Genomic DNA, 25,880 nt, shown 5'->3' with positions numbered 1-25,880 from the left:
GAACGCTTCCAGTGGCGATCGTCTGGGGCGCCCATGAGCTCCCTATGCGATGCGGGAGGGCTCGACCGGCGCGACGGGACCCTCGGCGTACGTCGCCCGGAGGTGCTCGGCGTACCCGCCCGGGGTCCGTCCGACGAACCGCCCGCTCGTCGTGACCGGCAGCTCCTCGGTCTCCTCGACCACGAGCCCCGTGTCACGCGCCCGCTCGACGAGCAGCACGTCCTCGTGCTCGGGCACCGCGGCGAACCCGCCGAGGGCCAGGTACGCGTCTGCCCGGATCCCGAGGTTCGCGCCGTGCACGTGCCCGAGGGTCGCCCCGGCGGGGTGCGCACGTCGCCACCGGTCGAGGACGTCGGGCGCCAGGTCGTCCGGATCGGGGACGACCGCACCGACGAGGACGTCCGCGCCGGACGCCAGGGCGTCCGCCTGCTGGACGAGCCACCGCGGGTCGACCTGCGAGTCCGCGTCCGTGTTCGCGATCCACCGTTCCGCGGCCGGGAGGATCGGGGCCAGGTCGAGCGCGGTCCGCACGCCGAGTGCGCGAGCCGGTCCGACGGCGCCGAGCCGCGCCTCCAGGACGACGAGCGAACGCTGCTCGCGGGCCGCGGCCGTCGCGATGGCGAGGGTCCCGTCCCCGTGCCCCTCGCCGCCGTCGTCGACGACGAGGACGATGCCGAGCGCGACCGACGGTCGTTCGCGGTGGAGCACGCGTTCCGCCGTCGCGAGCGCCTCGAGACACCGGAGGAGCAGGTCCGCCTCGTTCCGCGCCGGCACGACCACGTCGACCCGCGGTCCGGTGCCGTCGCCGGGCGCGGTCATCCGAGCAGTCCGGTCTCGTGCGCGACCGAGGCGGCGGCCGGGCCGGGGAACACCTCGAGCACGAAGTCCTCCTCGACGTGGGTCACCGTCGCGCCGCGCGGCCACCGTTCGCGCAGACGGGCGTGCACCGCGTCGCCCGACGAGACCGCCTCGGTGTCGGGGTGCCGCCAGTGGCAGGCGAGGAGCACGCCGTCCGGGTCGAGCGACGTGGCGATCCGGTCGATCGTCCGGTCGAGGTCGTCGGGGGACAGGTAGTAGCCGATCTCGGAGAGCACGACGAGCTCGAAGGTCCCGGTGGGCCATTCGTCGGGCACGGTCATCCGGGCGAAGGTCGCGGCGGGGGCGTTCGCCCGGGCCGCGTCGAGTGGCGCCTCGGCGATGTCGATGCCGAGCACGTGGTCGGCGCGCTCGGTGATCGCCCTCGTCAGCACGCCCGTCGCGCAGCCGAGTTCGAGCGCGGACCGGAACCGAGCCCTCGGGAGCGCCGACACCGTGACGGCCCGCTTCCGCTGCTCGTACCAGCTGCCCTCGAAGTCCCAGCCGCCGGGCTTCCTGGCGTAGTGCGCGTCGAAGGACTCCCGGGTGCGCGAGGAGTCCTCGCGCGCCTGCGCGGACGTCGCCGGAGGTGTCCCGCCGGTGAAGAAGAGCTCGACGGGCCGCTCGAAGTGCCGTCGGTGCCGGGCATCGACGACGGGTTCGTCCCCGGGGGCACCGGACAGCGGTTCGAGCTGCGACCGGTAGGCGTCGAGCGCCCGGGACCGCCGTTCCCGGACCTCCGTCGTCAGGTGCACGGCGCGGGCGCGGTCCCAGGGCGCATCGGCAGCGCCGGGGGTCCCCCAGTGCCAGAGCCAGATCGGGTACTCGGCGAGCGTGACGTCCGCGTCCGCGTGCGCGTCCGCGGTCGCGCTGCGGACGGCGATCTCGCGGGCCACCTCGCCGGCGATGCGGTGGTCCCGGTGTCCGTCGCCGGCCCACGGCGCGACGAGCAGCACGGGCGACGGCATCGCGGTGAGGACCTCGACGAGACCGGTGGTCAGCGCGTCCCGGTGCTCGCGCAGCCCGCCGTCCGGGATCCTGAGCCGCGTCGTCGTGATGGCGGCGTGCAGGCTGTACATCGCCGCGACGGTCTCGGTCTCGCGGAGGGCCGCCATGCGGGCCGGGGACACGGTGGGGGAGCCCGCGTGGGAGTTCTCGCCGTCGGTGGCGAGCACGAGCCGGACCGGCACGCCGGCGTCGGCCGCGCGCGCGATCAACCCGCCGGCCGCCAGGGTCTCGTCGTCGGGATGGGGACTCACGACGACGACCGACCCGAAGACCGTCGGGTCGAGGTCGGGGGCGTCGAGCTGTCCCAGGAACACGGTCCACGCGTCGGGGTCGGTGCCCGGCTCGCGGTGGTCGAAGGTCACCACGCGAGACCGCCACGATCGAGGACGATGCGGCCGACGCGCGCGACGTCACGGTCGCCGTGGTCCTGCAGCAGGTAGAGCTCGAGGTCGGCGACGCGGGCGGCGACGACGGGGTCGGTTGTGAGGGGCGCGGGACCGATGGTCGACACCGTTCGGGTGCGGATCCGGTCACATGCGGCACGGACCCGCGACCGGACCGTCTGCGCGACGAGCGACCAGTCCACCTCGGCCCCAGCCCCAGCCCCGGTCCCGGCATCCGCGTGGCCGTCGATCAGTGCGGCCGCGCCGGCGAGGGCGTCCTCGGCGTCCTGCAGGTCGAGCACTGTCGCCCCGAGTGCGTGCTGCGCGAGCTCGGAGTCGGCGTGCGCCGCTGCCCAGGTCCGGAGCGTCCGGGCGAGCCCGAGCGCACCGCCGTACCAGCACGCGGCGACCCCGATGCCGCCCCACGCGAAGCCCGGCCGCGACAGGTACCAACCGGGGTCCCCGACCGGGGTCGCGGGGACGTCGTCGAAGTCCACCGGCGCGCTCGGCACGTCCGGCATGCCGCGTGCGACCCAGCGGTCGTCGTGCGTGGTCACGCCGGGGTGCCGGAGGTCGACGAGGAACAACCCGCGAGCGGCACCGCCCGCCGAACCCACGTGTGCCGTGACGAGGGCGTGCGTCAACGACGAGGCCAGCGAACACCACGGTTTCGTCCCGGCCAGGAGGACCGGGGTCGCGTCGTCCGCGCCCGTCGCGCCGTCGACGGCGGTCGCGGTGAGGGCCAGTCCGGGCGCCTCGGCCGCGAACACCCCGAGCACCGCGTCCGCGGGGACGTGCACGCCCGCCTGCGCCAGGATGCCGAGTGCGTCGAGGTGTGGCTCGACCGTCCGCGCCAGGGCGACGTCGACGTCACCGACCGCGACGAGCGTCGCGAGGAACGCCCCGGCCGTCCCCGGAGCGAGCCGCGCGGTGTGCCCGCCCAGCCACGTCGCGAAGGCGAGGCGGTCCACCGGGGCCGCACCGACCCTCCCGGCCGTGTCCGCGAGTTCGTGGAACGCGACGTCCGTCGTCGACGGCGGCCATGCGGGGGAGGCGAGCATGCCGCCAACCTACGGACGCGCCGCCGCCCACCGCACAGGGTGTCCCGTGTCCGCACCGTGGCCCTGCACGGTCGACGGATCGATCTTCCACAGACGTCGCTTCGGCATTGCTCAGACGGCTCATAGGAAAGTCTCGATACTCGAAGACGTGACCATCTCCCAGACCTCCACCGCACCGCGTCTCACCCGCGCCGACGGCACGCCCCTCCGCATCCTGGTCGTCGACGACGAGGCCAGCCTCACCGACCTGCTCTCGATGGCGCTCCGCTACGAGGGCTGGGAGGTCAAGAGCGCCAACGGCGGGCAGGACGCCCTCGCGAAGGCCAGGGAGTTCAAGCCCGACGCCATGGTCCTCGACGTGATGATGCCCGACCTCGACGGCCTGCAGGTGCTCAGCAGGCTCCGACAGAACAACGACGACACCCCCGTGCTGTTCCTCACCGCGAAGGACAGCGTCGAGGACCGCGTCACCGGGCTCACCGCCGGCGGCGACGACTACGTCACCAAGCCGTTCTCGCTCGAGGAGGTGGTGGCGCGACTCCGCGGGCTCATCCGCCGCTCCCAGATCAGCGTCTCCGAGGCCGGCGACTCGCGGATCACCGTCGGCGACCTCGTGCTCGACGAGGAGTCGTACGAGGTGCACCGCGCCGGCCGGTCGATCGAGCTCACCGCGACCGAGTTCGAGCTCCTCCGGTTCCTGATGCGGAACCCGCGCCGTGTCCTGTCGAAGGCGCAGATCCTCGACCGGGTCTGGAGCTACGACTTCGGCGGCAAGTCGAGTGTCGTGGAGATCTACATCTCGTACCTGCGCAAGAAGATCGACGCCGGCGAGGATCCGATGATCCACACCGTGCGCGGCGTCGGCTACGTCATCAAGCCCACCTCCTGACGCCCGTCGCGTCCGTTCCACCCGCCTCGTCCCGACCCCCTGGAGTCGCTCCATGACGCTCCGCCGCCGTCTCGTCCTGAGCATCGTCGCGCTCGTCGTCGCCGTCAGCGCGGTGATCGGCGCGGGCAGCATCATCGCGCTCGCCTCGATCCAGACGACCAGCATCGACGGGCAGCTCGAGAACGCGACCAACCGGGCACAGGACTACCTGAAGCGCCCCGGGTTCGGCAGCAGCCCCGGCGACGACCTCGGCCGCCCGGCGGGGCAGGGTGCCGGGACGCTGACCGCCTACTTCATCAGCGGCAACCGGGTCACCGGGACGATCCTGCACGATGACGGGTCGCTCGGGCAGATCACGACGTCGCAGGCCCAGGTCCTCGGACAGGCGACCGTCGGCACCGGCGCGCAGACCGTGCACCTCGGCGGGGCGGCCGGCGACTACCGGGTCGCCGCCGTCGCCACCTCCGTCGGCGTGCTCGTGGTCGGACTGCCGATGGCGTCCGTCTACGCGAGCGTCTGGAACCTCGTCTGGGTCGTCGTCGTCGTGATGCTCGTGGCGCTGCTCGCCGCGTCCATCGTCGCCGCGCTCGCCGTCCGACGCTCCCTCCGGCCGCTCGAGCGCGTCGCGGAGACCGCCACTGCCGTCGCCCGGATGCCCCTCGAACGCGGAGACGCCCTCGCGGACGTGCGGGTCCCGGCGGAGGACACCGACCCGCGCACCGAGGTCGGTCGCGTCGGCGCCGCGTTCAACCGGATGCTCGGACACATCGGCGAGGCCATGCGAGCCCGCGCCAGGAGCGAGGAGAAGGTGCGGCAGTTCGTCGCCGACGCCTCGCACGAGCTGCGGACGCCCCTCGCCTCGATCCGCGGGTACGCCGAGCTCACGCGCCGGATGAACCTCGACCTGCCCGAGGACGTCGTCTACGCGATGGGCCGTGTCGAGGCGGAGTCGGTGCGGATGACCGGGATGGTCGAGGACCTGCTGCTCCTGGCACGACTCGACGAGGGCCGCGAGATCCAGCTCGCCGACGTCGACCTGACGGGGCTGGTGTTCGACGCGGTGAACGACGCGCACGCCGCGAGCCCCGAGCACCCCATCGAAGTGGACGTGCCCTCGGAGCCCGTCGTGGTCGTCGGGGACGCCGCGAGGCTCCACCAGGTCATCGTCAACCTCGTCACGAACGCGCGGACGCACACCCCGGACGGCACGCGCATCCGGGTCGGGATCGGCCGGGCTCCCGACGGGCGGAGCGTGGACCTCGTCGTCGCGGACACCGGGCAGGGGATCCCCGCCGAGTTCCTGCCGAAGCTGTTCGAGCGGTTCGCCCGGGCGGACAGTTCGCGGTCGCGGACCGCGGGGTCGACGGGGCTCGGGCTCGCGATCGTCGACGCGGTCGTGCAGGCGCACGGCGGATCGGTGTCGGTGGCGAGTGCGCCGGGGAACACGGTGTTCACGGTGCACCTGCCCGCGCGGGCGCTCCTCGCGCAGGCGGGCGACGCGACCGGACTGGAGGCCGTGGGTCGCGACCCACAGGTCGACGCGCGTTCCTGAGGCGGGCGCGCGCCGTGCCTCCCGTCCGATCGGTTCGGTTTGCCGGACGCCGGGTCGGGCTGCTATGGTTCTCGGAGCCAAAGACCGCCGGTCGACTGCGCGCTTGCGTGCAGTCCGAAGGTCCTCATCACGAGGCAGCCCGCGCAGGTGTTCAGATCGTTCCAGACCGTGATGGTCGTGGGTCAGCTCCGAGCCTCTGCGCCGGAGCTTTTTTCGTGTGTGGACCGGGGGCACCCGGCACACGACCCACAAGGAGAACCATGGCGAACAAGGAAGCTGCGGTCGCCGAGCTGACGGATTCATTCCGCAACTCGAACGCCGTCCTGCTGACCGAGTACCGCGGTCTCACGGTTGCGCAGCTCAAGACGCTGCGCAACGACATCCGTGAGCACGCAACGTACGCCGTGGTGAAGAACACGCTGACCAAGATCGCTGCCAACGAGGCAGGCATCTCGTCGTTCGACGACGAGCTCGCCGGCCCGTCTGCGATCGCCTTCGTGCACGGTGACCCCGTCGCCGTCGCGAAGTCCATGCGTGCATTCGCCAAGGTGAACCCCCAGCTCGTGGTGAAGGGCGGTTACTTCGACGGTAACCCGCTCTCCGCGACCGAGGTGGACAAGCTCGCCGACCTCGAGTCCCGGGAGGTGCTGCTCGGCAAGCTGGCCGGCGCCTTCAAGGCCTCGCTGTTCGGTGCCGCGTACCTGTTCAACGCACCCCTCTCGCAGGCCGTCCGCACGGTCGAAGCCCTCCGCGAGAAGCAGTCCTCCGCAGCCTGAACCGGCTCGCGGTGACACCCCCCAACACTCAGCACTGCATCATCTAGCAACAAGGAGAACATCATGGCAAAGCTGTCGCAGGACGAGCTCATCGACGCGTTCAAGGAGCTCACGCTCATCGAGCTCTCGGACTTCGTGAAGAAGTTCGAGGAGGTCTTCGAGGTCACCGCTGCTGCCCCCGTGGCCGCTGCCGGTGCCGCTGGCCCCGCCGCCCCGGCCGAAGAGGTCGAGGAGCAGACCGAGTTCGACGTCGTGCTCGAGTCCGCCGGTGACAAGAAGATCCAGGTCATCAAGGAGGTGCGTGGTCTCACCTCGCTCGGCCTCGGTGAGGCGAAGGCACTCGTGGACGGCGCCCCGGCGAACGTCCTCGAGGGTGTCAACAAGGAGACCGCTGACAAGGCTGCCGACGCGCTCAAGGGCGCCGGTGCCACCGTCACCGTCAAGTAAGTACCCCTGTACTGGTCGAAGGCCGTCGCCCCTCGGGGCGGCGGCCTTCGTCGTGCGCGGTGGGTGCCCGGCGGCGGTGGCCTTCGTCGTGCGCGGTGGGTGCCCGGCGGCGGTTCGTGAGCGCGCGTGCGTGTGGGTGTGCGTGTGGGTGTGCGTGTGGGTGTGGTGGCGGCGCTTTCCCCGTGGGTCCATCGTGCGTCGCCTCATGAGCACGCATGGAGCGACATCTCCGGGAGTTTGCGCCGTCGTAGACCGCGCGCTCCGTCGCATGATGCCCTTGCACCCAGTACGTGCGCACAGAGCGACGAAGCACCGCGGAAGCGACGTCGTGTTCGCCCGGGAACGTCGCCCCATGCGCGCGCAACGACCCCGTACCGCAGGATGATCCGTCCTGCACAACGAGCACACCCGCGGCTGCTCTCCACAGGTCGTCCGGCGGTGCGCCGCTGAGTTCATCGATCCGGGATGCTCGGCCGATGAGCAGTCGCGCAGAAGACATCCCGCTGTCACGGACGAGTTCGTCGACCCGGGCCGAGGCACGTGCGCTCCAGAGACTGGCGCAGACCGGCACCCTCTCGCGCATCCGACCGGGGGTGTTCGCCGACACCGCTGCCGTTGCGGGTCTCGACCTGCGCGGCCGCCACGTCCTCGCGATCCGTGCGGCCCTCCCGAAGACCCCGTCGACCAGCATGCTGTCGCACCTCTCCGCGGTGGCTCTGTACGGGTGGCCGCACATCGGAGCATGGCCGAGTCGAGTCCATGCCGTCGACACCGCCGCGTCTCGTGAGATCCATCGGGACGCCGTGACGCTGCACCGATCGCTCGACGGTCCGGTCGAGCCAGCGACCCACGTGTTCGAGGGTCGGATGGTGCTCCCGCCGACAGCCACAGCGGTGGAGACTGCCCGGACCGTGCCGTTCTCACAAGCACTCGTGATCCTCGACCATGTCCTCCGGTCCGGAATCACGACGCTCGACCGACTCGTCGAGAGGGTGGCGTGGAGCTCAGCGAGGGGTCGCGGAACGGCCGAACTCGCAGTCCTGCGGGCGAGCGGCCGCCGGGAGTCGGTGGGGGAGTCCTTCGCGGCGGCACGGATGATCGAGATCGGTGCGCCGAGGTTCGAGGAGCAGCACGAGTTCCGTTCTGCCGACGGCACCGTCGACCGTGTGGATTTCTGGCTGCCCGAGTTCGGCGTCGTGGTCGAGTTCGATGGCCGACAGAAGTACGTCGACCCTGCGATGCGACACGGGCGGAGCGGGGCGGACGTGCTGTGGGACGAGAAGCGTCGCGAGGACCGTCTCCGCGCTCACCCCGACGTGTGCGGGGTCATCCGGGTGCGGTGGTGGCATCTCGTCGACCCCGATCGGCTCCGGGCGCTCTTCCGCGAGCACGGCGTGCCCGTGACGCGGTGAGGAGCCAGGCGCCTTTCCGTGAGCACGGGGTGCCCGTGTTGTGGGCAGGAATCGGTCGGTTTGCCGTGGAAGCGACAGGTGGATGCGACCGGGGAGCCGTCGCGCGGAGTGGACTCAGGCGAGTGCGCTGTGTCGACGTCCCCAGAGCAGGTAGAGCGCGATGCCGACGGCCATCCAGATGCCGAACGCGAGCCACGTGATCCACCCGAGCGAGGCGACGAGGTACAGGCAGAACGCGATGCCGAGCAGCGGCGTGACCGGGTACAGCGGCACCCGGTAGGAACGCTCGAGATCGGGGCGGGACCGCCGGAGGACGATCACGGACGCGTTGACGAGCGCGAACGCCACCAGGGTGCCGATGCTCGTGGCGTCCGCGAGCGCTCCGAGCGGGACGAGCGCCGCGGCGACGGCCACGACACCCCCGACGACCAGGGTCCCGACCACCGGGGTCCCGGTCCGAGGGGAGACCCGCCCGAACATCCGGGGCACGAGTCCGTCGCGCGCCATCGTGAGGAGGATCCGCGTCTGGCCGTACAGGACCGTGAGGACGACGCTCGCGATCGCGATCACCGCACCGACCGAGAACACCACGGCGAGCCACGGCTGCCCGGTCACCTGGGTCACGATCCGCACGAGCGAGGCCTCATCGGCGGAGAACCGCTCCCATGGACGAGCGCCGATGGCCGCCACGGCCACCAGGATGTAGAGCACAGTGATGATCGCGATGGAGCCGATGATCGCGCGCGGGAGGTCCCGTCGGGGGTCCTTCGCCTCTTCGCCGGCCGTGGACGCGGCGTCGAACCCGATGTACGAGAAGAACAGCCTCGAAGCGGCGGCACTCACCCCGGCGGCGCCCATGGGTGCGAGCGGCGAGAAGTGCTGCGTGCTGAACGCCGTGAACGCGACGACCACGAAGAAGACGAGCAGGGCGATCTTCACCACGACCATCGCGGTGTTCACCCACGCGCTCTCCTTCGCACCCGGGACGAGCACGAGCGTCGCGACGACGACGATGACCGCCGCGGGGAGGTTGACCAGCCCGCCGGCTCCCGGCGGTGCGGCGATGGCCTCGGGCAGATGCAGTCCGAACACCCGGAGGGTCTCGTCGACGTACTGCCCGGCCCCGACCGCGACCGCGGCGACGGACACGGCGTACTCCAGCACGAGGCACCAGCCGCAGACCCAGGCGATCCCCTCGCCCATCGTGGCGTAGGCGTAGGAGTAGCTCGACCCGGACGTCGGCACCGCGCCGGCCATCTCGGCGTAGGAGAGCGCGGACAGCAGCGCCGCGACACCGGCGAGCACGAACGCGATCCAGACCGCCGGCCCGGCGAGCGGCACCGCGGTCCCGAGGACCACCAGGATGCCGGTCCCGAGCGTCGCCCCGACGCTGATCATGGTCAGCTGCCAGACACCGAGCGATCGACGCAACGGCGTCCCGTCCACACCTTCCGCGGCCTCGGCCTGGAGGCGCTCCACCGGCTTCCGGCGCGCGAGTTGCGCTCCGAGGGTTGCGGGCCGGGTGGGCGTCGGCGCGGACATGGAGACCTCCAGAGGTCGGTACGGTCGTCGAGATGGCGGACGGATCATGGTGGCAGGGCCGCCGCGGCCCGGTCAAACCGGCAGCGGGCACGTTCTCCACAGGTGCGTCCCGGGTCTGCCGCCGGCGCTCCCCGCGGGCTAGCCTGACGGTCATGAGCAGGATGGACTCGGTCGCGAGTGGCGGCGGCATGCGGGGCGGTGGTGGTGGCGGGGGTCGCGGCGGCCGCATCTCGAGCGCCGACACGGACGCCCAGAAGGCAGCGAACGCCGACGCGCCGAAGATCCCGCACCTGGTGCGGCGGATCTCCGGGCTCTTCTCCCCACACCGGAACGCGATCATCGTCACGATGGTCCTCGTCCTCGTCGGTGCGGCCATCAGCGTCATCCCGCCGCTCCTCACCCAGCGGGCCTTCGACCAGGGACTCTTCCCGAAGTCCGGCGGACCCGACCTCCCGGTGCTCTTCGTGCTCGTCGGGGCGATGGTCGGGCTGTGGATCGCGTCAGCGGGTGTGGGTGTCTGGCAGACCTACCTGACGGCCACCGTCGGCAACAAGGTCATGGGAGCCATGCGGATGCGGCTGTTCGGCCACCTCCAGCGCATGGAGCTCGCCTTCTTCACCCGCACCAAGACCGGCATCATCCAGTCGCGACTCCAGAACGACGTCGGGGGCGTCGCGAGCGTCCTTAACAACACCATCTCCTCGGTGCTCGGCAACACCGTCACCGTGATCGCCGCGGTCGTCGCGATGCTGCTGCTCAGCTGGCAGATGACGATCGTCGCGGTGGTGCTGCTCCCGCTGCTCGTCATCGCGCAGCGTCGGGTGGGGCGCGTGCGGGCGAAGATCGCGGGCGAGACGCAGGAGTCGCTGTCGGACATGACGGCGATCACGCAGGAGACGCTGAGCGTGTCCGGCATCCTGCTCGCGAAGAGCTTCAACCAGCAGCGGGCCGAGGTCGACCGCTACAGCGCAGAGAACCGGAACCAGATCCGGCTCCAGGTCAAGCAGCAGATGTCCGGACAGTGGTTCTTCGCGATCGTGCAGATCTTCCTGTCGATCATCCCGGCGATCATCTACCTCGTCGCCGCGTACCTGATCCGCGGCGGTGTCGACATCACGGCCGGAACGATCGTCGCCTTCACCACGGTGCAGTCGCGGTTGCTGTTCCCGACCGTGGGGCTCCTGCGGGTCGTGCTCGACCTCCAGACGTCCGGGGCGCTGTTCGCCAGGATCTTCGAGTACCTGGACCTCGACCCGGCGATCAAGGACTCGCCGGACGCGGTCCCGGTGGACGAGCGGAAGGTCGGGCAGGTCTCGTTCGAGGACGTCACCTTCGTCTACCCGGACGGCGAGCCCGACAAGCCGACGCTCCGCGGCATGGACTTCCGTCTCGAGCCCGGACAGTTCGGCGCGTTCGTCGGACCCTCGGGCGCGGGCAAGACGACGGTCTCCTACCTGGTGCCCCGCCTGTACGAGGCGACGAGCGGCACGGTCCGGTTCGCCGGCACGGACGTCCGGGACCTCACGCAGGACGACCTCGTCGCGCACATCGGGATCGTCAGCCAGGAGACGTACCTCTTCCACGCCACGATCGGCGAGAACCTCCGGTACGCCAAGCCCGGCGCGACCGATGCGGAGCTCGAGGCAGCGGCCCGTGCGGCGAACATCCACGCCACCATCGCATCGTTCCCCGAGGGGTACGACACCGTGGTCGGCGAGCGTGGTTACCGACTGTCCGGCGGTGAGAAACAGCGCATCGCGATCGCCAGGGTGATGCTGAAGGACCCGCCGGTGCTCATCCTCGACGAGGCCACGAGTGCTTTGGACTCGATCTCGGAGCGCGTGGTGCAGGACGCGCTCGACGAAGCCTCACGTGGTCGGACGACGATCTCGATCGCGCATCGCCTCTCGACGGTCCGGGATGCGGACGTCATCTTCGTGGTGGATCGTGGTCGGATCGTGGAGCGGGGAACACACGGGGAGCTGCTGTCGCTCGACGGGGTCTACGCGTCGCTCCATCGACAGCAGAACGTGCCGGCCGAGAGCGCGGGGAGCTTGGGCGTCTGAGGCGGCCGCGAGACCGAGGCACTGCCGCTGACCCAAGGACGAAACTGCCTGCGGGACCGAACTGCGCGCGGGACCGAGCTGCCTGCGGGACCGAGCTGCCCGCGGGACCGAGCTGCCTGCGGGACCGAGCTGCCTGCGGGACCGAGCTGCCTGCGGGACCGAGCTGCCCGCGGACGGAGCTGCTCGCAGCACCGAACGGTCACAGGCTGTGTCACGGTGATGTGAAATCCCGAGACTCCCTCTGTTGCAGACGATGCAAGTGTGATTACTGTGGTGCAACGCCACCCGAGGCGCGTCTTTGGTCCGACCGCACTCCGTGCCCGAGATCGGGAGCTCCCGTGACCGTCCCCCCGCAGCAGCCGCAACACCAGCCCGCCTCCGGTCCCGCACCAGCACCGGGAGGCGACGACCTCCGCACCGCGGTCGGCCAGACCGACCCCATCCCGCCCACATCCGGCTCTGACGGACAGCAGTCCGGCCCCCGGGTCATCGAGGACGCACCGCGCCGCACCGGCCGCTGGCGTGCGTTCCGGACGACCGGCGTGCTCGACATCCAGTCGAAGCTCCTGATCATGCTCCTGGCGGTGAGCATCCTCGCGGCACTCGTCGTCGGTGCGGTGGGCTACGTCAACGGCCGCAACTCCCTGCAGGACGCGGCGTTCCAGCAGGTCACGAGCCTCCGCGAGTCCCGGGCGCGCGAGATCGAGCGCACCTTCTCGGACATCAGCGGCGCGATCGTGCTCGACAGCCGCAACCAGTCCGCGATCGGTGCGACGAAGGCGTTCACGAGCGGGTTCGCCGCGCTGCAGGACGAGAACCCGACGGCCGCCGAGCAACGCAGCGTCGCGAACTACTACTCGGACCAGTTCGTCCCGCAGCTCGACAAGGCGACCGCCTCGACCGCCGACCCGAAGCAGTTCACCCCGACCTCGAACGCCCAGACCTACCTGCAGAGCAAGTACACCGCGCCGTTCGACGACTACGACAAGTCCCTCGCGACCGACGACGCCGGAGACGGCAGCGCGTGGTCCGCAGCGCACGCGGAGTACCAGGACTACTTCCGGGAGCAGGTCGATCAGCTCGGCTACGAGGACGTCCTGCTCCTCAACACCACCGGTGACGTGGTCTACTCGGCGTACTCCGGCCCCGACCTCGGCACGAACGTGGAGACCGGGCCCTACCGGGACTCGAACCTGGCGTCCGGCTACCAGAAGGCACTGCAGCTGACGAGCACGGACGCCTACGCCGCGACCGACTTCGAGGCGTACACCCCGTCGCTCGGGGCCCCGACCGCCTGGGTGTTCTCGCCGGTGGGCGACAACGGGCAGATCATCGGCGTGCTGGCGGTGCAGGTCCCGACAGAGACCATCAACGCGGTGATGACCGGGAACCAGGGGTGGAAGTCCGACGGGCTCGGCAACACCGGCGAGTCCTACCTGGTCGGCCGCGACCGCACGATGCGGTCGACGTCGCGCCAGCTCGTCGAGCACCCGAAGCAGTACCAGCAGGACGTCATCAGCGCGGGGGAGGCCCCGGCGGACGCCCGTGAACAGGTGCGCGACAAGAGCAGCATCCTCCGGCAGTCGGTCACCACGACGCCGGTCACGAGGGCACTGCAGGGGAAGACCGGCACCGTCATCACGTCGGACTACCGCGGCAGGGAGACGCTGTCGGCGTACGCCCCGGTCGAGGTCGACGGCCTGCACTGGGTGATCGTCGCGCAGGTCGACACGAGCGAGGCGTTCCAGCCGGTGGACACGTTCACCAGGACCCTCGGGCTGTCGCTCGTCGGCATCATCGTGCTCGTCTGTCTGCTCGCACTCCTGCTCGCCCAGGTGTTCGTGCGACCGATCCGACGGCTGCAGACCGCGGTCAACCGGGTGTCCGCGGGCGACATCGGGGTCGAGGTGGCGGCCAAGCCGGGCGACGAGATCGGCGACCTCGGCCTCGCGTTCAACGACATGAGCCGCAGCCTGAAGATCAAGCAGGACCTGCTCGACGACCAGCGTCGGCAGAACGACCAGCTGCTGCTGACGATGATGCCCGTGGAGGTCGCGAAGCGGTACAAGCAGGGCGACGAGAACATCGCCGAGGAGCACCAGGACGTGGCGGTGATCTTCGCCGACATCATCGGGATCGACGACTTCTCGAAGGGCTTCGGGGCGTCCGACGGTCTGCAGCTGGTGAACGGCATCTGGCGGTCGTTCGACGAGGCCGCCGCCCGCATCGGCATCGAGCGGGTCCGGTCCACCAGGAGCGGGTACCTCGCGAGCTGTGGGCTGACGGTCCCGAGGGTCGACTACGCCCGGAGGATGGTCGAGTTCACGAACGAGCTGCAGACGATCCTCGAGCGTTTCAACGCCCAGCACGGTTCCTCGGTCGGTCTCCGCGCCGGCCTCGACACCGGTCGGGTCACGAGCGGCCTCGTCGGCCCCTCGCGTGCGGTCTACGACATGTGGGGCGACGCGGTGAACCTCGCCTACCGGGTGCAGGGCATCGCGCCGACACCGGGGGTGTTCGCGACGCAGCGGGTCGTCGACCAGCTCGGCGACACCGTCCCGATGCACGAGGAGGGCACCGTCGAGACGCAGGGCGGTCCGCAGCGCGTGTGGAAGCTCGATCGGCGGGCATCATGACCCCGTTCTGGCAGCAGTCCTGGTTCTGGCCGGCGCTCATCGTCGTCATCGGCCTGCCGGTCGTCCTGCTCGTCCTCACCGAGCTGCAGTCGAACCTCCAGCGCCGCGGCAACGCCGTCTGGAAGATCATCAGCCTGCTCCGGAACATGATCGTGCCGCTCGTCGCGATCCTCATCCTGAGCGTCCAGGTCACCCAGGCGGTCCAGCCGAAGCAGCCCGTGGTGAGCCAGATCATCGCGACGGTGCTCGGCTTCCTGGTGATCGTGTTCGTGCTGAACGGTGTCAACGTGGCGCTGTTCACGAACGCCCGACAGGGGTCCTGGCGCGAGAAGCTGCCGTCGATCTTCGTCGACATCGGCCGCATCGTGCTCATCGCGCTCGGCCTGGCGCTCGTCTTCAAGCTCGTGTGGGGCGCCGACGTCGGCGGGATCTTCACGGCGCTCGGGGTCGGGTCGCTCGTCATCGGTCTCGCGCTGCAGTCCGCCGTGGGTCCCGTCATCGCCGGGCTCTTCCTGCTGTTCGAGCAGCCGTTCCGACTCGGTGACTGGCTCGACGCCGGCGGCGCGCGCGGCCGGGTCGTCGAGGTGAACTGGCGTGCCGTGCACATCGACACCGGCAACGGCATCCTGATCATGCCGAACTCCTCGCTCGCCGGGGCATCGTTCACCAACCTCAGCCGCGGCGGTGGGACGTTCTCGGTCACGACGAGCGTGACGTTCACCACCGACGACCCGCCGGCCGCCGTGATCGCACTCCTGCAGCGCGTCGCGAACGAGCTCCCGCAGCGCTACCCGGGGACGACGCCGACCGCGGTGCCCGTCGGGGGTCCGACCTTCGAGCTGACCTTCGAGGTGCGCGGCCCCGCGATCGAGGCCGACGCGCTCGCCACCTTCCGCCTGTGGCTCTGGTACGCCGCCCGTCGCGCCGGCCTCGGCCTCGACGGCGACACCACCGACGACTTCATCACCCCGGAGCGGATCAGCGCCTCGGTGGCCGCGGTGGCACCGACGCTGTACCTCACCGGTGACGACGCCTCGGCGCTCGAACCGGTCGTGCGCCTCGAGCGCTACGCGGCGGGCGAGACGATCATCCGCGTGGGGAACATCCCCAACGCGGTCCGGTTCGTGCTCGCCGGCAGCGTCGAGCTCCGTGTGCCGCTCGACGACGCAGCGCTGCCGGTCGGCCGTGTGGAGGCCGGCGACTACGTCGGACAGACCGCGCTCACGCGCGAGGCGCTGATGACCTCGGCGCACGCCCTCACCGAGGTCGCGGTGCTCGTCGTGCCGGTCGACGTGCTCGACGCGATCGTGCGCCGGTCGCCGAAGCTCGCGCGGGACATCGGGGACGTCATCGAACGCCGACGGTCCGAGATCACCGAGGTCGTCACCGCGCAGTCGACGCTCGCGGTCCGGTCCTGAGCGCGGTCACTGCGTGACCACCTGACGGACGGGAGGCACGGTGCAGCCCCGCACCGCGCCTCCCGTCCGTCTCCCGCACCGTCCCGCGACCGTGGGATGCGCGGATCATCCGGGATGACGTCACCCGGGGCGCGTCACCCGGGGCGCTGTCACCCGGGGTGATGTCGGTGGTCGCAACGTAGACTCATCGACCGTGCGCTACGCGAACTCCGTCATCGACCTGGTCGGCAACACCCCGCTCGTCCGGCTGAACGCCGTCACCGAGGGCATCGAGGCCACGGTCCTCGTCAAGGTCGAGTACCTGAACCCCGGTGGGTCCTCCAAGGACCGGATCGCCACGCGGATCATCGACGACGCCGAGGCGAAGGGGCAGCTCCGACCGGGCGGCACGATCGTCGAACCGACGAGCGGCAACACCGGCGTCGGCCTCGCCCTCGTCGCCCAGCAGCGCGGGTACCGCTGCGTCTTCGTCCTGCCGGACAAGGTCGGCGAGGACAAGCGGAACGTCCTCACGGCCTACGGCGCCGAGATCGTCGTCACGCCGACCGCGGTGCCGCCGGAGCACCCGGAGTCCTACTACTCGGTGTCCGACCGCCTCGTCACCGAGATCCCCGGCGCCTTCAAGCCGAACCAGTACGCGAACCCGAACGGACCGCGGAGCCACTACGAGACCACCGGTCCGGAGATCTGGCGCGACACCGACGGCGGGTTGACCACGTTCGTCGCGGGCGTCGGCACCGGCGGGACGATCTCCGGCGTCGGCAGGTACCTCAAGGAGGTCTCCGACGGCGCGGTCCGCATCGTCGGCGCCGACCCCGAGGGCAGTGTCTACTCGGGCGGGTCCGGTCGTCCGTACCTCGTCGAGGGCGTCGGCGAGGACTTCTGGCCGGCCGCGTACGACGGCAGCGTCGTCGACGAGATCATCGCCGTGACGGACGCCGAGTCCTTCGCGATGACCCGGCGGCTGGCGCGGGAGGAGGGTCTCCTCGTCGGCGGCTCGAGCGGGATGGCGGTCGTCGCGGCCCTGGAGCACGCGAAGACGCTCGGCCCGGACGACACCGTCGTGGTGCTCCTGCCGGACGGCGGTCGCGGGTACCTCGGCAAGATCTTCAACGAGCGCTGGATGCGGTCCTACGGGTTCCTCGAGAACGCGGACGACAACGCCAGGACTGTCGGGTCGCTCATCGCCGGCAAGGACGGCTCGCTGCCGGACCTCGTGCACGCGCACCCGTCTGACACCGTGCGCGACGTCATCGAGATCATGAAGACCTACGGCGTCTCGCAGATGCCGGTGCTCTCCGCCGAGCCGCCCGTCGTCATCGGCGAGGTCGTCGGCGCGATCGAGGAGAAGGAACTCCTCGAGGCCGTCTTCACCGGGGCCGCGAAGATGACCGACTCGCTCGCGTCGTTCGTCGGCGACCCCCTGCCGCTCGTCGGCATGGGGGAGTCCGTCTCCGCCGCCCGCCGGTCCCTCGAGACGGCGAACGCCCTGCTCGTCGTCGAGGACGGCAAGCCCGTGACGGTCGTCGCCCGGCACGACCTGCTCGCGTTCCTGTCCGAGTGACGCGGTCAGAACAGCACCGTCGGACCTGATCCACCCACCACCAGGAGACATCCCCATGGCCGAGTTCCCCACCCGCGCGATCCACTCCGGGCAGGCTCCCGACGCCACGACCGGTGCCGTCGTGCCCCCGTTGTACCTGACGTCCACCTACATCCAGGACGGCATCGGCGGGATGCGGAACGGGTACGAGTACTCCCGGTCGGCGAACCCGACGCGGGACTCGCTCCAGGAGCTCCTCGCTGACCTCGACGGCGGTCGCGCGGCGTTCTCGTTCGCATCGGGGCTCGCCGCCGAGGACGTCCTGCTCCGCTCGTACCTCGCACCCGGTGCGTCGATCGTGATGGGCAACGACGTCTACGGCGGGACGTACCGGCTCGCGAGCAAGGTCCACGTGCCGTGGGGCGTCCGGCTCAGCACTGTGGAGATGAGTGACCTCGACGCCGTGCGGGCGGCGCTTGCCCAGACCCGGTCCGGCAGCAGCACCCGGTCCGGCAGCAGCACCCGGTCCGGCAGCAGCACCGGGACCGGCGGGAGCACCGACGCCGCCGCCGCCGCGAAGACCGTGCTCTGGATCGAGACGCCGACGAACCCCCTCATGAAGATCGTCGACATCGCCGCGCTCGCCGAGATCGGCCACGCCGCCGGCGCCCTCGTCGTCGTGGACAACACCTTCGCCTCGCCCTACCTCCAGCAGCCCCTGTCGCTCGGTGCCGACGTCGTCGTCTACTCCACGACGAAGTACCTCGGCGGCCACTCCGACGTCGTCGGCGGCGCACTCGTGGTGCAGGACGAGCAGGTCGCCGCGGACGTCCAGTTCCTGCAGAACTCCGCCGGAGCGGTCTCCGGCCCGCTCGACGCGTGGCTGACGGTCCGGGGGATCAAGACCCTCGCCGTCCGGATGGAGCGGCACTCCGCGAACGCCCAGCGGGTCGCCGAGGCACTCGTCGGACACCCCGCCGTCGAGCGCGTGTACTACCCGGGACTCCCGGAGCACCCCGGCCACGACATCGCCCAGCGCCAGATGCGGTCGTTCGGCGGCATGCTCTCCGTCGCGCTCGCGGGCGGTCCGGCAGCCGCGCGGTCCTTCGCCGAGTCCACAGAGATCTTCGCGCTCGCGGAGTCGCTCGGCGGCGTCGAGTCCCTCATCGGCTACCCGTCCGAGATGACCCACGCGTCCGTCAAGGGCACCGAGCTCGCGGTGCCGGAGAACGTCGTCCGGCTGTCAGTCGGCATCGAGGACGCCGGTGACCTCGTCGCCGACGTCGAACAGGCGCTGACCCGGTGAGCGCCGCCCCCGGGTCGGCAGCCCGGACGGGCGTGCTCGGCCGGGGGTACCTGCTCGCCACGATCGGCATGGTCGCGATCGTGGCGGTCGCGGCGTTCCAGAACCTCGCGATGGCCACGATCATGCCGGAGATCAGCGAGGACCTCGACGGCGAGACCCTGTACTCGCTGGCCTTCGCGGCACCGCTCGCCGCCGGCGTGCCGGGCATGGTGCTCGCGGGCAACTGGGCCGACCGTGCCGGCCCTCGCGTCGTCACCTGGGCGAGCACCATCTGCTTCGCGCTCGGCACCGTCCTCGTCGCGGTCGCGTGGACCATGCCGGTGTTCCTCGTCGGCCGTCTCGTCGAGGGCTTCGGCGCCGGCGCCGTCACGGTCGTCCTCTACGTCATCGTGTCGCGGATCTACCCCGAGCACCTGCACGGCTCGATCTTCGCCGGGTTCGCGGCCGCCTGGGTCGTCCCGGGGCTCGTCGGACCGGCGATCGCGGGCATCGTCACCGACACGTGGAGCTGGCACTGGGTGTTCGTCGGCGCCGTCGTCATCGCCGTCGGTGCGTTCCTCGTCCTGCTGCCGAGCCTCGCCCGACTGCCCGTCCCGGCGCCGGCGTCGCGACCCGCGTGGCAGACCAGACGCATCGCGTGGTCGGCGCTCGCGGCGGTTGCGGTGCTCGTGCTGAACCTCGCGCCGGACCTGCCACTCGCAGCCGGGGTCGCCCTGCTCGTCGTCGGGCTCGTCGCCGCGGGGATCGCGCTCCGTCCGCTCCTGCCGCAGGGGACCTTCCGAGCCGCACCGGGCCTCCCGGTCGTCGTCATCATCCGCGCCGTCTCGGGTGCGGCGTTCCTCGGGAGCGAGGTCTACCTGCCCTACCTCCTGCAGGCACACCACGGGTTCAGCGCCGCGTTCGCCGGGATCACGCTGACGACCGCTGCGATCAGCTGGGCTGCGGCGAGTTGGCTGCACGGTCGGTTGCCGGAGACGGTCCTCACCGCGCGGCGGACGTTCTCGATCGGGTTCGCACTCGTCGTCGTCGGGCTCCTGTCGGCGCTGTTCGTGGCGGCGACCACGGCATCGCCGGCGATCATGATCATCGGGTGGATGGTCGCGGGTGGTGGGATGGGCATCGTGTTCCCGCGGACGTCGATGCTGACGCTGCGGCTGAGCGACGAGGCGGACCAGGGGTTCGCGAGTTCGGCGCTGACGATCGCGGACTCCTCCGGGACGGTGATCGGCCTCGCGGTCACCGGCATCGTGTTCGCGGCCTTCGGCGGCAAGGACGCGACGGTGTCGTTCGCCGTGGTGTTCGCGGCCATGACGGTCGTCGCGGTGCTCGGGCTGTTGCTCGTCCGGCGGCTCGGCCCGATCCCCGCGCCGCGGAGCTGACGCGCCCGCACGGCTGGGCTGACGCGCCCGCACGGCTGCGCTGACGTGCTCGCGCCGCCGTCGGACGGGAGGGACGGTGCCAGGCCGACCCGCGCCTCCCGTCCGGCACCGCCGCGTCCGGCACCGCCGCGTCCGGCACCCCCGCGAGTCGCGCGTGTACCGTGGCAGACCGACAACCAGAAGGGGAACCGTGCTCCGGAACCGGCTCGCCGCGCTCACCGCGGCCGCGATCCTCGGCACCGCCGTGCTCGGGATCGCCGGGTGTTCCGGCGGCTCGACCACCCCGGCGCCCACCCCGGTGCGGAGCTCCGACCTCACGAGCTCGGACGGCGGGTTCGACGAGCAGGCCGTCATCGGTGTCGTGCTGGCCCCCGTCGACGGCTCCGGATCCGGTGCCGTGAAGACCGGGACACCGGTCGCTCCCGGCCACGTCGAGACACCGTCGCAGGCGCTCGACGTCCGGTTCCGGAGCGCGATCAGCGCCGCCGGGTACATGCCCGAGGTCCGCGTGACCGACGCCGCGACACCCGTGGCCAGCCAGCAGGGCGCCATCCACGACGTCGTCAAGGCCGGGGCGAAGGTCGTCTTCGTCCAGGCGGTCGACCCGGAGGGGATCACCGCGCAGATCCGGTACGCACACGACGCCGGGGCGATCGTCGTCGCGCTCGGCACCGCGATCCCCGGAACGGGCGAGCAGCGCACCGGCGCGGACTACCGACTCGACGACTCCGCCGGGGAGTCCGACGCCACGCTCGTGTCCGATGCGCTCGGCGTCGTGGACGACCTGCAGCGCGGGAAACGGCCGTCCGGACTCTGACGGGCCCGTGGTCGCGGCGCGTCGATTGTCGGGCGATCCCCAGAACGGTGCAGTCCCCGGGGGGTTCCGACCCGTAACCATGCCGATCCGCGGGTGAGTGGACACTCAGCCCCTGTCCCTCGAACGGGGGACGTGCCGAGTGGGTGCTTTCGCTGACTGTCCCACGGTCCTCGCCGCTCACTACTGTCGCCTCACCACCGCCCCTGCGTTCCCCGGACCACGTCGTTCCCTGAACCTCGTCCCCGGGCGGAGCGCACGGGTGTCATCGCGAGAGGACTCCCAGTGCAGCCACGTCCCAAGCTCCTCCTCAGTCGGCGCCGCGTCGCCGTGACCATCGCCGCCGCGGCCTGCGTCGTCGGCACGAGTGCGTTCGTGGTCGCCCCCGCGAACGCCGCCGTGCCCGCCCAGGCCCTGTCGGGCTCCGTCCCCGCGTGGGCCACCGCCGCGAACGACGCCGGTGCCGCGCCCGCCGACACGAGCGTCGAGGGCGAGATCTACCTCCCGCTCCGCGACCAGGCGGGTGCCACCGCGCTCGCCACGGCGGTCTCCACGCCCGGCACGTCGCAGTACCGGCACCCCCTGACGCCCGCGGCGTGGATCGCGAAGTACGCCCCGACGAAGGCCGACGCCGACCAGGTCACCGGGTACCTCCGGGCGCACGGACTGACCATCACGGCCGTCCCGGCGAGCCACGAGTACGTCGTGTTCCGCGGGGACGCATCGGTCGTCTCCGGGGTCCTCGGCACGCCGCTGCACGCCTACCGGCACGACAGCCGGACGCTCATCGGACCGTCGTCGACCCCGACGCTGCCGGCGGACATCGCGGCGAAGGTGTCCGGCGTCAGCATCGACCAGAGCCGTCTGCAGACCCGGCCGGACAACGTCCTGCAGGGGCAGACGCCGACGGTGCAGACCCCGACGCACGCGCTGCAGAAGACCACGACCGCGGCACCCGCCGCGGTGAACTACCCCTGCTCGAACTACACGGGTGAGCACCTCGGGACCGTGCCGCAGGCCTACGGCACCACCTCCGTGCCGACGTTCAACTGCGGGTACGTCCCGTCGCAGCTCCGGTCCGCGTACGGCGTCGACAAGCTCGCCGCGTCCGGGGTCCAGGGGCAGGGGCAGAAGGTCGCGATCATCGACGCCTACGCCTCGCCGACGATCATCCACGACACGAACACCTACTCCGCGAGCCACGGTGAGCCGCAGCTGACGAGCGCGACCTTCTCGCAGAAGATCCCGGCGTCCTCGCAGTTCACCGACGAGGCGGCCTGCCAGTACCCGAGCGGATGGCAGGGCGAGGAGACCCTCGACGTGCAGTCCGTGCACGCGGTTGCCCCGGCAGCGTCGATCCTCTACGTCGGCGGCACGAACTGCGGTGGCGGCCTCGACGTCGCGCTGTCCAAGGTGCTCGACGGTGGCCTGGCGAACATCGTCAGCAACAGCTACGGCAACGTCGGCGAGGACGTCCCGTTCGCCACGATCCAGGGCGACGAGAACCTGCACATCCAGGCGGCCGGCACCGGCATCGGCCTGTACTTCTCGAGCGGGGACTCCGGCGACGAGTCGGTCAACCTCGGCAGCGCCGAGCCGGACTACCCGGCGTCGTCCCCGTGGGTGACGGCCGTCGGCGGCACGAGCCTCGGGATCGGCAAGGACGGCAAGAAGACCTTCGAGACGGGCTGGGGCGACACCCTCGACCAGATCGTCCAGGGCACCGGCCGGAACGTCTACACCTCGCCGCTCCCGGGCACGATCTACGGCGGTGGCGCCGGCGGTGGCGTGAGCACGTACTTCGCCGAGCCCTCGTACCAGAAGGGCGTCGTCCCGGCGAACCTCGCGGCGGCCGGCAAGCGCGTCTCGCCGGACCTCGCGGCCCTCGCGGACCCGTACACCGGGTTCTCGATCGGCATCCGTCCGATCAAGGACGACACGACGCTCGCGGCGGGTGAGTACCAGACCGAGACGTACGGCGGCACCTCGCTGGCGTCGCCGATCACGGCCGGCCTCATGGCCCTCGTCCAGCAGTCCACGAAGTCCACGATCGGGTTCGCGAACCCGACGCTGTACGCCGTGGACAAGGCGGCGCCGTCGGCGTTCAGCGACGTCGTCCCGCCCGCGTCCCCGGTCGCCTTGGCGTACACGGGTGCCGTGTCCGGCAAGTCCTACCTCGTCACGACGAACACGGACACGTCGCTCACGACGGCCGTCGGCTACGACGACGTGACCGGGCTCGGTGCGGTGTCGTTCAGTGCCCTGTCCGCGGTGGCGAGCCACCGGTAGCCAGCGCACCGGATGACGGACGGGAGGCCCGTGGCGGAGTTCGCCACGGGCCTCCCGTCCGTCTGTCCGTGCGGTCCGCACTCGCGGCGTCCTGCTCGGGCCGCGGTCTGCGGTCTGCGGTCAGCCCGCGCAGTTCAGGGCCTGCGTCTGTCGGTTCGCGCCCGAAGCGACAGGATGCCCGCGAAGTCGGGGACCTCGCTGTCGGTGTGCGGGCAGAGCGACAGTTGCTGCGGGCGTGGGCTCCACGCGCGGAGGCAGGCGGCTCAGTGCCACCACGCGGGGAACGTCGTCGCGATGGTGTCGACGAGCGCCCTGCGGGACCGCCGGGGCCCGGCGAGCCACGCCTCGATCGCTCCGAGCAGGCCCTGTGCCACGAATCCCGCAGCGACGTCGTCGAGCACGTCCGGACGCTGCCCCGGGTCCATGTGCGCGATGTGCGCGAGGCTGGAGACGGTGAAGTGGTCGACGAGCAGACGGTGCAGGGACGCGTCCTCGCTGTCCGGGAGCGCGTTGCGGTAGATCGCCCGGTGCGCGACGACGTGGTCGACGACGGCGTCGATGCCCTTGCGCGTGATCGACAGCGGGTCGGCGGTCCCCGGTGTCCTCCGGAGCTCGGCGTCGTCCTCGCGGATGCGGTCGAGTTCCGGGGTGAGGACGTCCGCGAGGAGCGACCCCGGCGACACCGCGTGCGAGTAGAAGGTCGCGCGGTTGATGCCGGCCGCGCGGGTGACGTCGGCGACCGTGATCGCGGAGACGGGTCGGTCGGCTGCCAGACGGAGGATCGCTTCGCGCAGCGCCGCAGTCGTGTGCAGGATCCGCGCATCGACCATGGAACTCACCCCTTGTGTGGAACACCACGAAGGTACCAGTCGCCGGAGCGGACGCGGACGCGGAGCAGGGACCGGGCGGAGACGACGGGCCGACGGGTGTCGTGGAGGTGCGAGGTCCCGTAGCATTGACACCTCGACCCGAATCGATTCGACCACGCTCCCGATTCCGCTCCCGCCTCCTCTCCGAAGGGCCCCACGACGTGTCCGCCCCCGCGACCACCGGTTCGCTCACCGTCATCGTCCACCCGGGTGACTCGCTCACCCGTCGCCAGCGCCTCGTCTACGTCCTCGTGCTCGGGATGCTCACGGCGCTCGGCCCGTTCACCATCGACCTCTACCTGCCGGCGTTCCCGTCGCTCGAGAACGACCTCGGCGTGCAGGCCAGCACGGTGCAGCTGACCCTCACCGCGACGACGATCGGTTTCGCGGTCGGACAGCTGCTCGTCGGACCGTGGAGCGACAAGGTCGGGCGCCGCCTGCCGCTCATCCTCGCCACCACGCTGCACGTCATCGCGTCGGTCTCGGCCGCGCTGGCACCGAACGTCGAGGTCCTCGGGCTGTTCCGGTTCCTGCAGGGCATGGGTGCCGCGGCGGGCGGTGTCGTCGCGATGGCGATGGTCCGCGACCTGTTCGGTGGGATCCCGCTCGTCCGGATGCTGTCGCGACTCGCGATGGTGAACGGACTCGCGCCGATCCTCGCCCCGCTGATCGGATCGCAGATGCTCCGGTTCGTCGACTGGCGCGGCATCTTCGTGTTCCTGGCCTGCTACGGCGCGTTCGTGGTCGTCGCGGCGTTCACCCTGATCGTCGAGACGCTCCCGCCGGCACGACGCCACGAAGCGGGGCACTCGACGATCCGGGCACGGTACAAGGCACTGTTCTCGGACCGGGTGTTCGTGGGGGTGGCCCTGATCGGTGCGATGACGTTCAGCGGGCTGTTCTCGTACCTGTCGAGCTCGCCGTTCCTCTTCCAGCAGGTCTACGGCCTGTCGACCCAGGCGTACGGGCTGCTCTTCGCGGTGAACTCGGTCGGTGTCGTGGTCGGGGTGCAGATCTCGTCGCGGCTCGCCAGGCGCGTCGGTCCGCAGTGGATCCTCGCCTGCTCGACGGCCGTGCTCCTGCTGTCCGCGCTGACGATCATGACGCTCGACACGCTGCACATCGGCGGCCTCGCGGGGGTGCTCGTCCCGCTGTGGTTCTTCATCGCGGCGTGCGGGTTCGGGTTCCCGCTCGTGCAGGTGCTCGGGCTCGCGGCGCACGGGAAAGAGGCCGGGACCGCCGCATCGCTCCTCGGCGCGCTCAACTTCGGGGTCGCGGGGATCATCTCGCCCGTCGTCGGGATCATCGGGGTGTCGAGCGCGACACCGATGGCTGCCGTGATGGCGTGCACGGCGGCGGTGGCGATCCTGCTGCTGTGGTTCGTGGTGCGCCCGAGGTCCGTGCCCGCACTGACGCACTGACGCGCCTGGTCCCTGGCGGACGGGCCTGGTCCCTGGCGGACGGGCCTCGGCTGGCGGACGGGTCTCGGCTCGCGCGGTCGGTCGCGTCGGCTGTCCCGGCCGGCGATGTAATTCTGTTCGCTCGCATGGAGCGACAACCCCGCCGGTTCGCGACGTCGTCTCGCGCGAAAGTCGTCGTCCGATGCCCACGCATCCGATGCGAGGGCATCGAGCG

General features: G+C 71.1%; 19 protein-coding genes. 14 read left to right on the top strand and 5 right to left on the bottom strand.

What is annotated here, in order from left to right; translation table 11 throughout:
• Positions 1-42: 42 nt before the first annotated feature.
• From ASF23_RS12335 to ASF23_RS12325, 3 genes are read right to left on the bottom strand one after another with little or no spacing between them, the layout of a single operon-like run.
• Positions 43-819: a glycosyltransferase gene (locus ASF23_RS12335; protein ID WP_055953885.1), complete on the bottom strand. Its 777-nt coding sequence runs from the start codon at positions 817-819 to the stop codon at positions 43-45.
• Positions 816-2,228: a PIG-L family deacetylase gene (locus tag ASF23_RS12330; RefSeq protein WP_055953882.1), complete on the bottom strand. Its 1,413-nt coding sequence runs from the start codon at positions 2,226-2,228 to the stop codon at positions 816-818. The genes ASF23_RS12335 and ASF23_RS12330 overlap by 4 nt, the downstream gene beginning before the upstream one ends.
• Complete coding sequence (locus ASF23_RS12325; protein ID WP_055953879.1) at positions 2,222-3,307, bottom strand: acyl-CoA dehydrogenase family protein; 1,086 nt, start codon at positions 3,305-3,307, stop codon at positions 2,222-2,224. Before ASF23_RS12325 ends, ASF23_RS12330 begins: the two co-directional genes overlap by 7 nt.
• Positions 3,308-3,455: 148 nt before the next feature.
• Between ASF23_RS12325 and ASF23_RS12320 the strand changes: the two genes are divergently transcribed.
• The 5 genes from ASF23_RS12320 to ASF23_RS12300 all read left to right on the top strand — a co-directional run bounded on the left by ASF23_RS12320 (position 3,456) and on the right by ASF23_RS12300 (position 8,383).
• Positions 3,456-4,196 (top strand): response regulator transcription factor, encoded by a 741-nt coding sequence (locus ASF23_RS12320; RefSeq protein WP_200919352.1) that lies wholly within the window; start codon positions 3,456-3,458, stop codon positions 4,194-4,196.
• Positions 4,197-4,248: 52 nt separating this feature from the next.
• Positions 4,249-5,748, top strand: coding sequence for a sensor histidine kinase (locus ASF23_RS12315; RefSeq protein ID WP_082474108.1), 1,500 nt, complete (start codon positions 4,249-4,251; stop codon positions 5,746-5,748).
• Between the two features lie 260 nt (positions 5,749-6,008).
• Entirely contained in the window at positions 6,009-6,524 is a 516-nt protein-coding gene (gene rplJ, locus ASF23_RS12310) for a 50S ribosomal protein L10 (RefSeq protein ID WP_055953876.1), read from the top strand.
• A gap of 63 nt (positions 6,525-6,587) precedes the next feature.
• A complete protein-coding gene (rplL, locus tag ASF23_RS12305; protein WP_055953873.1) occupies positions 6,588-6,971 on the top strand; it encodes a 50S ribosomal protein L7/L12 in 384 nt (127 codons plus the stop codon).
• 476 nt (positions 6,972-7,447) lie between these two features.
• Positions 7,448-8,383, top strand: a complete 936-nt coding sequence (locus tag ASF23_RS12300; protein WP_055953870.1) for a hypothetical protein — start codon at positions 7,448-7,450, stop codon at positions 8,381-8,383.
• A gap of 114 nt (positions 8,384-8,497) precedes the next feature.
• On the opposite strand, the gene ASF23_RS12295 is transcribed toward ASF23_RS12300, so the two are convergent.
• The gene (locus ASF23_RS12295; protein WP_055953868.1) at positions 8,498-9,925 is read right to left on the bottom strand and encodes an APC family permease; all 1,428 of its coding nucleotides are present in this window, start codon (positions 9,923-9,925) and stop codon (positions 8,498-8,500) included.
• Between the two features lie 161 nt (positions 9,926-10,086).
• On the opposite strand from ASF23_RS12295, the gene ASF23_RS12290 reads away from it, so the two are divergent.
• The 8 genes from ASF23_RS12290 (at position 10,087) to ASF23_RS12255 (ending at position 23,376) form a co-directional block, all read left to right on the top strand.
• Positions 10,087-11,991, top strand: coding sequence for an ABC transporter ATP-binding protein (locus tag ASF23_RS12290; protein WP_055953865.1), 1,905 nt, complete (start codon positions 10,087-10,089; stop codon positions 11,989-11,991).
• Between the two features lie 338 nt (positions 11,992-12,329).
• Positions 12,330-14,627: an adenylate/guanylate cyclase domain-containing protein gene (locus ASF23_RS12285; RefSeq protein ID WP_055953863.1), complete on the top strand. Its 2,298-nt coding sequence runs from the start codon at positions 12,330-12,332 to the stop codon at positions 14,625-14,627.
• Positions 14,624-16,045, top strand: a complete 1,422-nt coding sequence (locus ASF23_RS12280) for a mechanosensitive ion channel domain-containing protein (RefSeq protein WP_055953861.1) — start codon at positions 14,624-14,626, stop codon at positions 16,043-16,045. Before ASF23_RS12285 ends, ASF23_RS12280 begins: the two co-directional genes overlap by 4 nt.
• Before the next feature lie 193 nt (positions 16,046-16,238).
• Positions 16,239-17,609: a cystathionine beta-synthase gene (locus ASF23_RS12275; protein ID WP_055953858.1), complete on the top strand. Its 1,371-nt coding sequence runs from the start codon at positions 16,239-16,241 to the stop codon at positions 17,607-17,609.
• Between the two features lie 55 nt (positions 17,610-17,664).
• Positions 17,665-18,894 carry a PLP-dependent transferase gene (locus tag ASF23_RS12270; RefSeq protein WP_055953856.1) on the top strand — a complete coding sequence of 410 codons (1,230 nt, stop codon included), beginning with the start codon at positions 17,665-17,667 and terminating at the stop codon, positions 18,892-18,894.
• Positions 18,891-20,273, top strand: coding sequence for an MFS transporter (locus ASF23_RS12265; protein ID WP_055953854.1), 1,383 nt, complete (start codon positions 18,891-18,893; stop codon positions 20,271-20,273). Before ASF23_RS12270 ends, ASF23_RS12265 begins: the two co-directional genes overlap by 4 nt.
• A gap of 190 nt (positions 20,274-20,463) precedes the next feature.
• A complete protein-coding gene (locus ASF23_RS12260) occupies positions 20,464-21,090 on the top strand; it encodes a hypothetical protein (RefSeq protein WP_055953851.1) in 627 nt (208 codons plus the stop codon).
• A gap of 282 nt (positions 21,091-21,372) precedes the next feature.
• Positions 21,373-23,376, top strand: coding sequence for a S53 family peptidase (locus ASF23_RS12255; protein WP_235510881.1), 2,004 nt, complete (start codon positions 21,373-21,375; stop codon positions 23,374-23,376).
• A 263-nt stretch (positions 23,377-23,639) separates the two neighbouring features.
• On the opposite strand, the gene ASF23_RS12250 is transcribed toward ASF23_RS12255, so the two are convergent.
• Positions 23,640-24,206, bottom strand: a complete 567-nt coding sequence (locus ASF23_RS12250; RefSeq protein WP_055953849.1) for a TetR/AcrR family transcriptional regulator — start codon at positions 24,204-24,206, stop codon at positions 23,640-23,642.
• A gap of 200 nt (positions 24,207-24,406) precedes the next feature.
• Here ASF23_RS12250 and ASF23_RS12245 point away from each other — a divergent pair, with 200 nt between their 5' ends.
• A complete protein-coding gene (locus ASF23_RS12245; protein ID WP_055953846.1) occupies positions 24,407-25,666 on the top strand; it encodes a multidrug effflux MFS transporter in 1,260 nt (419 codons plus the stop codon).
• Positions 25,667-25,880: the final 214 nt, after the last annotated feature.

It is taken from the genome of Curtobacterium sp. Leaf261 (assembly GCF_001422205.1).
Lineage (GTDB): Bacteria > Actinomycetota > Actinomycetes > Actinomycetales > Microbacteriaceae > Curtobacterium.
This window is presented reverse-complemented; position numbering and strand designations above follow the sequence as displayed.

What these genes read in the sequence shown, in the direction of transcription:
- ASF23_RS12335 (WP_055953885.1), bottom strand. Translation starts at nt 819, where the DNA reads ATGACCGCGCCCGGCGACGGCACCGGACCGCGGGTCGACGTGGTCGTG.
- ASF23_RS12325 (WP_055953879.1), bottom strand. Translation starts at nt 3,307, where the DNA reads ATGCTCGCCTCCCCCGCATGGCCGCCGTCGACGACGGACGTCGCGTTC.
- ASF23_RS12315 (WP_082474108.1), top strand. Translation starts at nt 4,249, where the DNA reads ATGACGCTCCGCCGCCGTCTCGTCCTGAGCATCGTCGCGCTCGTCGTC.
- rplJ (WP_055953876.1), top strand. Translation starts at nt 6,009, where the DNA reads ATGGCGAACAAGGAAGCTGCGGTCGCCGAGCTGACGGATTCATTCCGC.
- rplL (WP_055953873.1), top strand. Translation starts at nt 6,588, where the DNA reads ATGGCAAAGCTGTCGCAGGACGAGCTCATCGACGCGTTCAAGGAGCTC.
- ASF23_RS12300 (WP_055953870.1), top strand. Translation starts at nt 7,448, where the DNA reads ATGAGCAGTCGCGCAGAAGACATCCCGCTGTCACGGACGAGTTCGTCG.
- ASF23_RS12295 (WP_055953868.1), bottom strand. Translation starts at nt 9,925, where the DNA reads ATGTCCGCGCCGACGCCCACCCGGCCCGCAACCCTCGGAGCGCAACTC.
- ASF23_RS12290 (WP_055953865.1), top strand. Translation starts at nt 10,087, where the DNA reads ATGGACTCGGTCGCGAGTGGCGGCGGCATGCGGGGCGGTGGTGGTGGC.
- ASF23_RS12280 (WP_055953861.1), top strand. Translation starts at nt 14,624, where the DNA reads ATGACCCCGTTCTGGCAGCAGTCCTGGTTCTGGCCGGCGCTCATCGTC.
- ASF23_RS12270 (WP_055953856.1), top strand. Translation starts at nt 17,665, where the DNA reads ATGGCCGAGTTCCCCACCCGCGCGATCCACTCCGGGCAGGCTCCCGAC.
- ASF23_RS12250 (WP_055953849.1), bottom strand. Translation starts at nt 24,206, where the DNA reads ATGGTCGATGCGCGGATCCTGCACACGACTGCGGCGCTGCGCGAAGCG.